Consider the following 13,392-nt stretch of genomic DNA (forward strand, 5'->3'; position numbering starts at 1 on the left):
ATAGTGGTGGGGTGTCGAAATTGGAGACCGTTCCGAAGGCCGCGCCCAGACCCGCACCGCGACAGCGACTCCTGGATACCGCGAGCCGCCTCTTCTACATGGAGGGCATCCGCGGCGTCGGCGTCGACCGCGTGATGGCGGAGGCCGAAGTGGCGCGCGGATCCTTCTACAGGCACTTCGCGGGCAAGGAAGACCTGGTGCGCGCGTACCTCGAAACCACGGACCAGGGGATCCGCTCGCGATTCCGGCAGGCGCGGGAACACATCGACGACCCGGCGGCGCTGCTGCGCGGTATGGCCGAGGGCATCGGTGACGACCTGTGCGGGGAGGGATTCCGCGGCTGCCCGTTCATCAACGCCGCCGCCGAGTACCCGGACACGTCCAGCGCGGTGCACCAAGCGGTGCTGACCCACCGAACGTGGTTCCACGGCGTCATCCTCGACGCCTTCACCGAACTCGGCGCCGCGGATCCCGAGTGGTCGGCGGCCGCGACCGTGGCCTTGCGGGACGGAGCGATGGTCGCCGGTTACCTGGGGAACCCGCAGTCGGCGCGCACGACGCTGCTGCGTGGCGTCGAAACAGTGGTGGCCGCCCACTGATCCCCGCGGACCGACGTCCGGGACCTGACCCCTGAGGGCGGGCTCCGCAACCGCCGACCAGGCGGCTGCCGGAGCCCGCCCTCGGTCGTGCTCCCCGCGAGCACACCGCCCACCTCCCCTCCTTGTGCGCCACACGTGTGATCTTCGGCCTCGCTTGCCTCCACCCGCACGGCCGACTATCGTCCCAGTAGACAGAACGTTCTATCTATTGGAGCTCACGTTGACCGCCCACCACAACGGCGGTGCCGCCGGCACCGTCGTACTGATTCACGGCCTCTGGATGACGCCCCGGTCCTGGGAGAAGTGGACGCAGCACTACCGAGCGCAGGGCTACGACGTGATCGCCCCGGCCTGGCCCGGCCTCGACGGGGAGGTGGAGGACCTCAGACGTGATCCCTCCGGCATCGCCGGAGTGGGCCTCCAGGAAGTCGTCGACCACTACGCGCAGATCATCCGCGGCTTGGACGACGCCCCGTTCATCATGGGTCATTCCTTCGGCGGCACCGTCACGCAGATCCTGCTCGACCGCGGGCTCGGCCGTGCGGGCGTCGCCATCGACTCCGCGCCGGTCAAGGGGGTGCTCCCCCTGCCGTATTCGACGCTGAAGTCGGCCTGGCCGATCCTGGGGAATCCGGCCAACAAGAACAAGGCGATCGCGCTCACCCCGCGACAGTTCCACTACGCCTTCGCCAACACCCTCTCGGCCGACGAGTCGGCAGCCGCCTACGAGCGCTACCACGTGCCGGGCTCGGCACGCGTCATGTTCCAGGGCGCCTTCGCGAACTTCAATCCCCGCGCCATCACGAGGATCGACTTCACCAACGGACGGCGGGCACCCCTGCTGTTCATCGCCGGAGAAGCCGACCACATCACGCCGCCGAAGGTGAACGAGGCCAACTGGCGCCTGTACCGCAAGTCCACCGCGGTGACCGACTTCCACCGGTTCCCGGGCCGGTCGCATTTCATCGTGGGACAGCAAGGCTGGGAAGAGGTCGCGGACTACGCCCTCGCCTGGGCCACCGAACAAGGCCTGCGGCAGAGCTGATCGGCCCTTGCGTTCGATGAGTCCCCGGCCCGGCGAACACGGGGCGGAGCGCCGGGCCGTGGTGGCACCGCGGAGATGTCACCACGGTCGGCTGAGCGCCGCGCGCCGACGACGCCGAGTCGATGACCACGACGTCATGACGACATGAATGCCGACGATCAGGACGACGCGAGGAAGGTCCCCACATGAGCACTCACGGCCCGGATGAGCCGTCCGACACCGTGAGGAACGTCGGGCGCGCGGCGGAGTTCGACACCGCAATGGATCTGACGTCTCGACAGACCCGGACCACCGATGGCGCAATCCGGGCGTGGGAGAACGGTCCGTTACCGTCAGCACACCGAGAGAACGGGCTGAGCGGCCGTCGAGCGGCCATGGTCCGAGCCGCGAAGGACGCCATCGAAACGAATCTCGACAAGCGCGACCTCTCTCCCGCGATGGTGGCTCGACTGCTCGGCGTCTCCCTGCGCACGCTGCACCGCTCCTTCGCCGCGTCCGACGACTCCATCATGTCGTTCGCCCGTCGGCGCCGACTGGAGGAGGCCCATGACGATCTCATCAGGTCCGGCGCCACGACCGGCATTTCCGAGATCGCGGCGCGCTGGCACTTCTCGGATGCCAGTCACTTCATCCGGCACTTCAAATCCGTGTACGGGACGACTCCGGCCGCTTATCTGCGGAACCACAGCACCCGCTCGCGGAGTTGACCGTGCCGTCCCGCTCCGGGGCAAGTGCGCGCCGTACTCACTGCCCAGCCGGCGGGAGACGTCGTCGGGTCGGCCGTGACACGGCACGGATGACGGCAGACGCTGTGCGACGTAGCGTGCTCGTGTGCCCAGGCCTGTCGCCGGGGCACGAAGGAGACCGCGTCGAGGCAGAGTGACGGAATCGGAGACTCATGCACGCCAGCACCACTGTCCGGCCGTCCTCGGCAGCGCCCCGCCGTGACGGCTCCGACCAGCGCGTGGCCGTCGACGCCGCGGTCTCGACCGGCGCGGCGACCCGGCCCGAGACCGGCGGCACGGTCCACCTGTGCGGAGGCGTGCGAGCATGAGCCATCTCGGTGTCGACATCGGAACCTCCAGCAGCAAGGGCGTCCTGGTCGACGCCCGAGGCCGGGTCCTGGCCAGCGCGGTGCGCCGGCACACTGTCTCCCGCCCCGAGCCCGGCCATGTCGAGATGGACGCCGAAACATGGTGGGCGGAGTTCTGCGCCATCACCCGGGAACTGCTCTCCCACGGCGAGCCGGTGGACACGGTCGGCGTGAGCGGAATGGGTCCGTGCGTTGTGCCGGCGGACAGTGCGAACCGGCCTCTGCGCCCGGCGATCCTGTACGGCGTCGACACCCGGGCGCGTACCCAGATCGCCCGGCTGGAGGCGGACCTCGGCCGCGAAGCGGTCCTCGACCGCTGCGGCAGCGTGCTGTCGACACAGGCCGTCGGGCCGAAGGTGGCATGGTTGGCCGAGCACGAGCCGGATGTGTTCGCCGTGGCACGACGGCTGTTCATGCCGGCGTCCTTCCTCGCCCACAGGCTCACCGGTGCCTATGTCCTCGACCATCACTCGGCAAGCCAGTCCGTACCGTTCTACGACACGCGCGCTCAGCAGTGGTACCGACCCTGGGTGGACGCGGTGTGGCCGCACGCCGAACTTCCCGACCTTCGCTGGCCGGGTGACCCGGCCGGCACGGTGACCGCCGAGGCGAGTGCGGCCACCGGACTCGCGACGGGTACCCCCGTCATCACCGGCACCATCGACGCCTGGACCGAAGCGGTCAGTGTCGGAGCGACGGAGCCGGGCGACCTGATGCTCATGTACGGCACGACGATGTTCCTCGTCGCCACCGTCACCCGGCAGCTGAGGGTGCCCGAGCTGTGGAGCACCGTCGGCGCGTTCCCCGGTACCCGGTCCCTCGCCGGCGGTATGGCCACCTCGGGAGCGATCACCGAGTGGCTGCGCGAACTGTTCGGCTCACCCGACCACGCCGATCTGCTCGCCGAGGCGGCACGCAGCGGCGTCGGCGCGGGCGGCCTCGCGATGCTGCCGTACTTCGCCGGTGAGCGCACACCCATCGCCGATCCCGACGCACGCGGGGTGATCGTCGGCCTGACGGTGGAACACACGCGGGCCGATCTGTACCGGGCCGCACTGGAGGGCACCGCGCACGGAGTGCGTCACAACATCGAGGCCATGCGGGACGCGGGCGCCGGGACCCGGCGGCTCGTCGCGGTGGGCGGCGGCACGCGGGGCGGACTGTGGACGCAGATCGTCTCCGATGTCGTCGGCCTGCCGCAGGACATCCCCACGGTCACGATCGGCGCCGCCTACGGTGCCGCCCGACTGGCCGCGCAGCACAGCGGATCGGCCGACACGGCGCGCTGGAATCCGATCCGTGAGCGGTGTCTTCCCGATGAGGCCGCGGTCGCCGTCTACGACGAGCTGCACACCCTGTACCGGGAGCTGTATCCGGCAACGCGCGAGGCGGCCCACACGCTGGCTCGGTTCCGACGCGGCGGCTGACGGCGCGTCGCGATCCGCGGCTCACGTCGGTGGCCCTCGCCCGGCCGGGGCGAGGGCCACCCAGTGGGTCGGTTCACACGTAGTCGACGACGGCGCGGAACCGCAGTTGACCGGCCAGGAGCCTGTTGTACGCCTCGCCGACCTGTTCCTTCGGGAACACCTCGATCATCGGCTTCACGTCTCCGCGCGCGACGATCTCCAGCGCTTCGGCGAGATACTCCGGCCCGTTGTGAGCGGACCCGATGATCTCGTAGCCGTGGCTGGTCACCGCAAGGGCCGGAAGGGGGAAGGTGTCATCGGCCGAGATCCCCATGAGGATGATCTTCGCCCACGGCCGCAGGCCCTGCATGGCGTCGATGGCGGAGGCGTGGCTCGGTGCGGTGTGCAGCAGCACGTCGGCACCACCCGCCTCCCGCAGTCCGGCGCCGTCCGCCACGACGTCGTCGGCGCCCAGTTCCTTCGCCAGGGCGTGCTTGTCGGGAGAGTGGGTCATCGCGATGACGTGGTAGCCGGCGGCTTTCGCGAACTGGACCCCGAGATGGCCGACACCGCCGACACCGGCGACCGCGACACGCGCTCCCGGGTTCGCTCCGGCGCGCCGGAGCGCGGCCCAGACGGTGTAACCCGCGCAGACCGTGGGCGCCGCCAGCTCGTACGGCAGCCCGTCGGGCAGCAGCACCGTGCCCTCGGCGTCGACCGCGACGAACTCGGCCTGGCCGCCGTCGACGTTGACTCCCGTCAGTACCGGCGCGACGCAGTTGTTCGCGGTGACGAAACTGTATGCGTGCCGCTCCCGGCAGAACTCGCATCTGCCGCAGGCCTTCTGCATGATCGGCAGGCCGACCCGGTCACCCACCTCGCGTGTCGTGACGCCTTCACCGACCGCGACGACCTCTCCCACGCCTTCATGCCCCAGCACCATCGGGAACGGACGAAGTGACAGGACACCCTGGGCGAGCAGGGCGTCGGTGTAACACACCCCGCAGGCATGGACCTTGACCAGGACCTGGTGCGGTCCGGCTGTCGGCTTCGAGACGTCCTGAAGCACCCAAGGGGCATTGGCCTCACTGACGACCGCGGCTTTCATCGTTGCCATGCGTAACTCCTTCACCACGCGCTCAGGAAGGGTTCTGCAGCCGGACGTGATCGCCCGGGAAGCAACCGGAGTCCGGCGCGACGCTCACTGAACCGGTGGCGGGCGTCCCCGACCGGTCACCCCGGGGATCCCCCGCGTCGGGTGTGGACCGGGCCACGCGGGACCAGAACGGTCGCTCTCTCGGCTCTCGGTTCTCTCCTCAGAAGAAGAAATACGTCCGGCGCATCACATTCTCGATCTACTATTACGCGCCTATTCTCATCGCCGGTTTCCCCGATAAATGGTACCGCCAAATACATGGCCCGGCAAGTTCAATTTCAATACCCTCACCGACGACGATGACATTTCCCTTCGCTTTTTGGCGCACATATTCAATTCAGTGATCGTCCCCGTATGCTTCGCCGGCACCGCGCCGGTGGACGTGGCCGGCACCTCCTCCGCCAGTCGGCCCCGCGGATGCCGGCGATCCCACCGCACGGACAACTGCGCACAGCACCGCAGGTCCGGCCTTCGCCGCGTGGTCCGCACCGGCCGTCCCGCCGACGGCCGTCGGCGCCGGCACGCCCCGTCTCCCGCGCACCGGACCGCCGCCCATGGGTCGATATGTGCGCTTCCGCCTGTCGCGTTTATGACATGGCGTCAATACGACAGCCCCATGTGTTGGCGAAGACGCCAGTTGTCCCGATCATTCCTAGAAGCGCGCGCTCCCCCAAAGAATTTTTCCTCAGTTAGGAACTCCTTTGCCTCCATTCTCACGTGGAGGGCGGATCACGGCGCTGGGCATTGCCCTGGCGCTCCTTCCTTCCCTCGGCGCCGTCTCAGCGTCCGCGTCACCACCAGCGTCCACCGGCTCCAAGCCTTCCGCCGACGGGGCGGCGCGCGGCGCCTCCGGTACCGCTCGAACCGTCACTCTGATCACCGGCGACAAGGTGACCGTCACTCCCGGGGCGAAGGGCGCACGCGCCTCCGTGAGCGTGCAGCGTCGTGTGGGTGCCACCGGTTCCGTCGAAACCATCACCGACGCCTCGGGCACGTATGTCGTCCCCGACGAAGCAAAGAGCCATGTCGCCTCCGGCGTCCTCGACAAGCGGCTGTTCAACGTCACCGAACTCATCGCCCAGGGGTACGACGACGAGCGCGCCGCCGGACTGCCGCTGATCGTCACGCGCGACGCGGGAGCGTCGCGGCTCGCCGGCGCGGACCTGCCGGGTGTCGCCGTCGAGCGGCAGCTGACGTCGATCCGCGCCGAGGCCGTGACCGCGGACCGCGCCGAGGCCGCGCCCCTGTGGAACGCCCTGGTCTCGGCGCAGGACACGGCCGGCCGGAAGTCCTCCGACGCTCCGTCCCTGTCCGGCGGCATCGACCGGATCTGGCTGGACGGCAAGGTCAAGGCAGCCCTGGCGGACAGCACGTCCCAGATCGGCGCGCCCCGTGTCTGGGACAAGGGCGCCATCGGTACCGGCGTCAAGGTGGCCGTGCTCGACACGGGTGTCGACGAGGGTCACCCGGACCTGGAAAAGCGCATCGTCAGCAGCCAGAGCTTCGTGCCCGACCAGGACATCACCGACCGCCGCGGTCACGGTACGCACGTCGCCTCGACGATCGCCGGCACGGGCGCCGCCTCGGACGGCAAGGAGAAGGGCGTCGCCCCGGGCGCCGACCTGGCCATCGGCAAGGTCCTCGGCGACGGCGGATCCGGCAACGAGTCGTGGATCATCGCCGGCATGGAGTGGGCCGCCAGGACCGAGAAGGCCGAGATCATCAGCATGAGTCTCGGCAGCTCCGCCCTGCACACCCAGAACGACCCCATGAGCCAGAGCGTCAACCGGCTCAGCCAGGAGACAGGCACGCTCTTCGTCATCGCGGCGGGCAACTCCGGTCCTGGCGAGTACACCGTCAACGCGCCCGGAACGGCCGAGTCCGCGCTCACCGTGGGCGCTGTGGACTCCGCCGACCAGGTCGCCGGGTTCTCCAGCAGCGGCCCCCGGGCCGGGGACGACGGGCTCAAGCCCGAGGTGACCGCACCCGGCGTGAACATCCTCGCGGCCCGATCGCAGCACACCACCGGCGAGGGCTTCTACACCGTCAAGAGCGGCACGTCCATGGCCACTCCGCACGTCGCCGGCGCGGCCGCGCTGCTCGCGGAGAAGCACCCGGACTGGACGGGGCAGCAGCTCAAGGACGCTCTGATGAGCACCAGCAAGGCCACCCCGGACACCGCGGTCCACCGCGGCGGCACCGGGCGGGTCGACGTGTCCGCGGCCTACGACACGCAGATCGTCGCCTCCGGCTCGGTCGACACGGGCCTGATCAAGTGGTCGCGTGACCCGCAGCCGATCGAACGCCGCATCACCTACACGAACCACGGCGACAGCCCGGTGACGCTCCGGCTCACGCTGGACCGCGGCGCGAGCCCGAGCAGCCTGTTCACCCTGGGCGCCGACGAGATCACCGTCGCGGCGCACGACAGCACGTCGGTGAGCCTCGTCATCGACCCGCGCGGTGTGCCCATCGGCGGCCACACCGGACAGGTCGTCGCGCGGGACGGCGAGGGTGCCGTCGTGGCGCACACCGTGCTGAACACCAGAACCGAATCCGAGCGCTACGACCTGACGCTCCGGGCGAAGGACCGCGACGGCCGCCCCATGGCCGGCAACATCACGCTCAAGGGCGCGAACGATCCGTACTTCCAGTACCTCAGGGTGCCGGAGGCCGGACTGACGCTGCACCTGCCGCGCGACACCTACTCCGCGATGATGTACCAGGACGTGCGGGGAGCGCACGGTGCGCACTCCAAGGGCCTGGCTCTGCTGGGTGACCCGGAGGTCGAACTGACCGACCCCAGGACGGTCACGTTCGACGCCTCGCAGGCACAGCAGGTGCGGGCTCTGACGCCCAAGCCGAGCATGCCGACGAACACCAGGGTCGAGTACTGGCGCTCGTTCACCACCACGCAGCCGAAGCCCGGTATGTACGGTGACTGGATACACAGCAATATGATCGACACCGGGTACGACAGCGTCTGGGCGCAGCCTTCCCCGGAGAAGGTGAAGGTCGGCGGCTTCGACTTCACCACGAGGTGGCGGGCACCGCAGACCGCCCTCGAGGTCTCCCAGGGCTCGCGTGACCTGGACGTCCTCGTCCAGACGGGCGCCAAGCCGCTGCCGGACGGCACCAGGAATCTGGACGCGGTCTTCGCGGGCACGGGTACGCCCGCCGAGTACGCCCAGCTGTCCGCCCAGGGCAAGGCCGCGGTCGTACGCCGCAGTTCCGCCGTCTCCCCGAACGAGCAGACCGAGGCCGCCCGTGCCGCCGGAGTGAAGCTTCTCCTGGTGGTCAACGACGGAGTGGGCCGGCTCAGGACCTGGTACGGCGACAGCGACTGGCAGTCATTCGGACCGGTGGCGGTCGCGTCGGTGACGAAGGACGACGGCGAGGCGCTGATCGCCGAGATCGCCGCGTCCTCCCGGGACGAGGTGCGCCTGCGCACGACGGCACACCCCGTTCCCTCCTACACGTACGACCTGGTCAGCCACCACACGGGGAGCATCCCCCAGGATCTGACCCACCGGGCCGACTCACGCAACCTGGCCCGGGTGAACGTCACGTTCGGCCATGGGGAGAAGACTCCCGCCGAGGAGACCCGGGTCGACTACCAGCGTTACGCCTTCGGCGGTGCGTGGAACTTCCCCCCCGAGCCCGTCACACGCGGATCGCGTACCGACTGGGTCTCCACGGGCGGCGGCATCGAGTGGCAGCAGAAGGTGACCGTCGCGAACTCCCTGGTCGAGGTCTCCGAGCCGGTCACCTATCCCTCCCCCGGGACCCATGAGGAGCGGTGGACCACTCCGATCATGCGGCCGCGCATGATCGGCGGCGACCTCCCGACCCGGGAGAACGGCAGTGTGCTGTACTTCGACTCGCCCGCCTTCGGGACGAGCGGCATGGCGCACTCCGGCCGGACCTGGAGCTCGGACCTGTCGCAGCGCACCTCGCTCTACCAGAGCGACACGCTGCTCACCGAGGTCGACTACGACAGCGCGTACGCCTGGGGCCTGTCCCCGGAACCGCTGCCGTACCGGCTCGTGATCGACGCCACCAACAACAGCCCCGCGATGAGCCGTTACTCCACCACCACGCACACCGAGTGGAACTTCGTCTCGGCCGAGGCCGAGAACAAGACCGTTCCGCTGGTGCAGCTCGACTACGGGGTGGACCTGGACGCCGACGGCAGGGCCCGGCGCGGCGCCGACCTCAGCGTCACACCCTCCGTGCTCGGCGCCGCGGAGACCGATGTGTCCGCTGTGCGGGTCGAGGTCTCCTACGACGACGGTGCCACCTGGCACCGTCAGAAGGCGGTACAGCGCGACGGTGTCTGGAAGGCCGACCTCTCGGCGCCTCACTCGGCCTCGTTCGTGTCGCTGCGGACCACCGCCACGGACGAGTCGGGTGGCTCGATCAGCCAGACGGTGATGCGGGCCTACGGCCTGAAGTGATCACCGTCATCCGGGTCCACGGCCCGAGGTGATGTACGGGCCGGTGCCGCGCTCGCCGCGGCACCGGCCCCGCCCGCGCCATGACGGCGCCAGGACCTGGGCCCCGCCCCGTGCGCCGTTTCCCGCGGCACGCGGGGCGTTCGGCTTGCCCCTCGCCCGCACCCGCCTCGCGGGGCATCATGTGCCGTCTCCCCTCGGCCGTGGCATCGCCGGCCGCCTGCACCGCCCGTCCGAAGGACTCACGCGCACCGATCCGCGCGCCCCGAGACGCGCCTCCCGCCGGTCTCGCGCCGACCGCGACCGTCCGATATAGCCTTGAAAATCCGTTTCGGATGCGTCAGGTACTGACAGTCCGCCCTACCGCGACGGTGAGTGCGCGCTCGACATCGCCGGGAGTCCTCCATGAGCCAGCCCCTCAACGGCAAGGTCGCCCTCGTGACGGGCGGGTCGCGCGGTATCGGTGCCGCGATCGTCCGGCACCTCGCGCGGGCCGGTGCCGCCGTCGCCTTCACCTACCGCTCCTCACCGGACCGCGCCGAAGCCCTGGTGCGGCAGATCACCGGTGACGGCGGCACCGCCCTCGCCATCCGGGCGGACGCGTCCGACCGCGCGGCCGCGCGGGCCGCGGTCGACCGGACCGTGGAGCAGCTCGGCGGCCTTCATGTCGTCGTCAACAGCGCGGGTGTCACCGGCACGGGCCCGTTCGAGGAGATCACGGACGACTCCTTCGACCACAGCGTGGCCGTCAACGTGGGCAGCGTCTTCCACACCACCCAGGCGGCCATGAAACACCTGACGACCGGGGGTCGTGTCATCACGGTCGGCAGCATCAACGCCGACCGCATCCACTTTCCCGGCGGCACCGTCTACGCCATGACCAAGGCCGCCGTCGCCGGCTTCACCCGCGCCCTCGCGCGCGAGGTGAGCAGCCGCGGCATCACCGTGAACACCGTTCAACCCGGCCCGGTGGACACCGACATGAACCCGGCCGACGGACCCTTCGCAGGGGTCACACGCCCTCTCATCGCCGCCGGCCGCTACGGCACCGCCGACGAGATCGCGAGCGTCGTCACCTTCCTCGCCGGACCCGACTCCTCGTTCGTCACCGGCGCCACCATCAACGTCGACGGCGGCTTCGCGGCCTGAGTGCCGCCGCGTCGGCACGGCCCCGCGGTGCTCGTGTTTGACATCGCCGCCACCCCTCCACCATGCTTGTACTAATTCATTAATGGAAGCATGCTGAAGCAATGGAAGGTGACGTGGTCGAGTACCGGATCGACCGTGGCAGCGGCGTGCCGGCCTATGTGCAGATCGTCGAGCAGACCGAGCGGGCACTCCGGATGGGCACCTTGAAGGTCGGGGACAAGCTGCCCACGGCCAAGGAGGTGGTGGCGGCGACCGCCATCAACCCCAACACGGTGCTCCGGGCCTACCGCGACCTGGAGCAGGCCGGACTGGTCGAGCTGCGCCGCGGGCTGGGGACCTTTGTGACACGGTCGCTCGCCCGGCCGGGCGCGGAGGACGACTCGCCCCTGCGGCGGGAGATCACCGACTGGACGGCACGAGCGCGGGCCGCCGGGCTGGAACGGGCGGACATCGTCGCCCTGGTCACCGCGGCCCTGGACGCCTACGACAACAAGCAGGACACCCGCGCCCCGGACGACCGGGGCCGCAAGAAGGAGGACGCATGACCGGGCCTGACGCGCCTGACGCACTGCGCGCCACGGGACTCGGATTCCGGTACCGGGCGCGCGGCGGCTGGACCCTGAGGGACTGCGAGTTCACCGTGCCCCGCGGCCGCATCACCGCCCTCGTCGGACGCAACGGCGCCGGCAAGAGCACCCTGCTGCACCTGGCCGGCGGCCTGCTGCGGCCCGAGACCGGGGAGCTTCAGGTCCTCGGCACGACGCCGGGCACGCCTCAGGCCCGTGCGCGGGTCGCGCTGCTGACTCAGGAGAAGCCGCTGTATCCCCGGTTCACGGTGGCGGACACCCTGCTGCTGGGACGGAAGCTGAACTCCTCCTGGCAGCAGGCGCCCGCCGAGCAGATCGTCCGCGAGGGGGACATCCCGCTGCACGCCCGCGTCGGCGAACTGTCCCCCGGGCAGCGCAGCCGTGTCGCGCTCGCCCTGGCGCTCGGCAAGCGCCCCGAACTCCTTCTGCTCGACGAGCCGATGGCCGACCTCGACCCGCTGGCCCGGGGCGAGATCATGGCGACGTTGATGTCCGAGGCCGCCGAGCACGGCACGGACATCGTGCTGTCCTCGCACGTCCTGCCCGAAATGGAGCAGACCTGTGACTGGGTGCTGCTGATGCGGGACGGCCGCATCGAGCTGAGCGAGGACGCCGACGAACTGCGCGAGAGCCACACCGTGCTGACCGGACACGCCGATCAGGACGGCGCCCTGGCAGGACAGGGCGTGGTGCACAGCAGGACGAGCGGCCGGCAGATGACCGCCCTGGTGCGGCGACACGGACCGCTGCGCGGCGACTGGCACGTCGAGCGGCCCAGACTGGAGGACATCCTGATCGGCTACCTCCAGGCCGATGCCCCGGCGCGTCCCGCCCCCGCCGAGCGGACGGAGGCGGCGTGAAGGGCTCACTCTGGCTCGCATGGCGTCAGCAGCGGCTGCTGGTCGGCATCACCGCGGTACTGCTGGCCGTCGCCGCGGCGATCGCCGCGTACTACCGCTCGGGCATGGTCGACGCGCTGCGCTCCGGCCTGTTCGACCACTGCGCTCCCGGACCACTGCAGTGCACGCGGACCGGCAGCGGTCTGCCCCTGCTGCTGGACATCGAACCGCTCAAGTACCTCGGCGCGCTGAACATCGCCCTGCCCGTCATCATCGGCGTGTTCTGGGGCGCCCCTCTGCTGGGCCGCGACCGGGAACTGGGCACGCACCGCGTGGTCCTCACCCAGGAGGTGAGCCGGCACCAGTGGTTCGCGACCCGGTTCGCCGTCGCCGCGGCGGCCACGGTGGTCGTCTCCGGGGTGCTCGCGGCGGTGTTCGCGTGGTGGTGGCGACCGGCCACCGACCGCAGTTACGGCCTGTTCTGGTACGAGAACACGGCCCTGAGCGGGTCCGGTCCGCGCGTCGTGGCAGCCGCCCTGTTCGGCCTGGCGACCGGCACACTGCTGGGTCTGCTGGCCCGCCGGGTCTGGCATGCGATGAGCCTGACCCTCCTGGTGACCGGGGCGGTGACGCTCCTGCTGGACCTCGCACACATGTCACGCCTGCTGGTTCCCCCGAACGTCTACACCAGCGCCGGCAGCGTCCCGAGATCGCTCATGGGCGACAAGTGGTCGGCCGGCGACTACGGCCTGATCACCGCCTCGGGCCGCCAGGACGACGTGCTCAACTGTCCCTTCCCCTCGGGCGACCTGCTCAGGGAGTGCATGGCGCAGAAGGGGTACGTCGGCCGCTTCTACAAGGCCAACCCGGCCGGCGACTACTGGATCTACCAGTGGATCGACGTCGCCGTGCTCGGTGGACTCGCGGCCCTGCTCACGGTCGTGACCGTGCTGCTCCTGCGCCGCCGCGTCTGACCGCGGCGCACCGCGCCACGGTCGATTCCCTCAGCTCCTCCATCCACGTCAACCCCGCCACCCCTCGCCCGGGGTGCTTCAGCACGGAGG

The 13,392-nt window shown here is 70.1% G+C and carries 10 protein-coding genes and 1 pseudogene; 10 read left to right on the plus strand and 1 reads right to left on the minus strand.

The annotated features are described in order from the left end of the window. Positions 1-11 precede the first annotated feature (11 nt). From DN051_RS03845 to DN051_RS03860, 5 genes are all read left to right on the plus strand, one after another. On the plus strand, positions 12-599 hold the full coding sequence (locus tag DN051_RS03845) for a TetR/AcrR family transcriptional regulator (RefSeq protein ID WP_246040906.1): 588 nt from the start codon (positions 12-14) through the stop codon (positions 597-599). Between the two features lie 220 nt (positions 600-819). Beyond that, positions 820-1,644, plus strand: a complete 825-nt coding sequence (locus DN051_RS03850) for an alpha/beta hydrolase (RefSeq protein ID WP_246040908.1) — start codon at positions 820-822, stop codon at positions 1,642-1,644. Positions 1,645-1,829: 185 nt separating this feature from the next. Beyond that, complete coding sequence (locus tag DN051_RS03855; protein ID WP_112437979.1) at positions 1,830-2,351, plus strand: helix-turn-helix domain-containing protein; 522 nt, start codon at positions 1,830-1,832, stop codon at positions 2,349-2,351. Between the two features lie 191 nt (positions 2,352-2,542). After that, complete coding sequence (locus DN051_RS44870; RefSeq protein WP_159053975.1) at positions 2,543-2,698, plus strand: hypothetical protein; 156 nt, start codon at positions 2,543-2,545, stop codon at positions 2,696-2,698. After that, complete coding sequence (locus DN051_RS03860) at positions 2,695-4,164, plus strand: FGGY-family carbohydrate kinase (RefSeq protein WP_053757733.1); 1,470 nt, start codon at positions 2,695-2,697, stop codon at positions 4,162-4,164. The genes DN051_RS44870 and DN051_RS03860 overlap by 4 nt, the downstream gene beginning before the upstream one ends. A 73-nt stretch (positions 4,165-4,237) precedes the next feature. Here the strand turns inward: DN051_RS03860 and DN051_RS03865 are convergent, their stop codons facing one another. Then, entirely contained in the window at positions 4,238-5,260 is a 1,023-nt protein-coding gene (locus tag DN051_RS03865) for an alcohol dehydrogenase catalytic domain-containing protein (RefSeq protein ID WP_234388710.1), read from the minus strand. Positions 5,261-6,189: 929 nt separating this feature from the next. Between DN051_RS03865 and DN051_RS03870 the strand changes: the two genes are divergently transcribed. The 5 genes and pseudogenes from DN051_RS03870 (at position 6,190) to DN051_RS03890 (ending at position 13,302) form a co-directional block, all read left to right on the plus strand. Next, positions 6,190-9,756 (plus strand): S8 family serine peptidase, encoded by a 3,567-nt coding sequence (locus DN051_RS03870; protein ID WP_246040911.1) that lies wholly within the window; start codon positions 6,190-6,192, stop codon positions 9,754-9,756. 402 nt (positions 9,757-10,158) lie between these two features. Continuing rightward, positions 10,159-10,902 carry a 3-oxoacyl-ACP reductase family protein gene (locus DN051_RS03875; RefSeq protein WP_053757734.1) on the plus strand — a complete coding sequence of 248 codons (744 nt, stop codon included), beginning with the start codon at positions 10,159-10,161 and terminating at the stop codon, positions 10,900-10,902. 101 nt (positions 10,903-11,003) lie between these two features. Further along, positions 11,004-11,447, plus strand: a complete 444-nt coding sequence (locus tag DN051_RS03880; protein WP_053757735.1) for a GntR family transcriptional regulator — start codon at positions 11,004-11,006, stop codon at positions 11,445-11,447. Beyond that, positions 11,444-11,953 (plus strand): annotated as a pseudogene (locus DN051_RS47740) (ATP-binding cassette domain-containing protein); the annotation flags it as partial. The gene DN051_RS03880 and the pseudogene DN051_RS47740, both read left to right, overlap by 4 nt. Before the next feature lie 392 nt (positions 11,954-12,345). Continuing rightward, positions 12,346-13,302 carry a transporter gene (locus DN051_RS03890; protein ID WP_053757737.1) on the plus strand — a complete coding sequence of 319 codons (957 nt, stop codon included), beginning with the start codon at positions 12,346-12,348 and terminating at the stop codon, positions 13,300-13,302. Positions 13,303-13,392: the final 90 nt, after the last annotated feature.

Source organism: Streptomyces cadmiisoli, assembly GCF_003261055.1.
Lineage (GTDB): Bacteria > Actinomycetota > Actinomycetes > Streptomycetales > Streptomycetaceae > Streptomyces > Streptomyces cadmiisoli.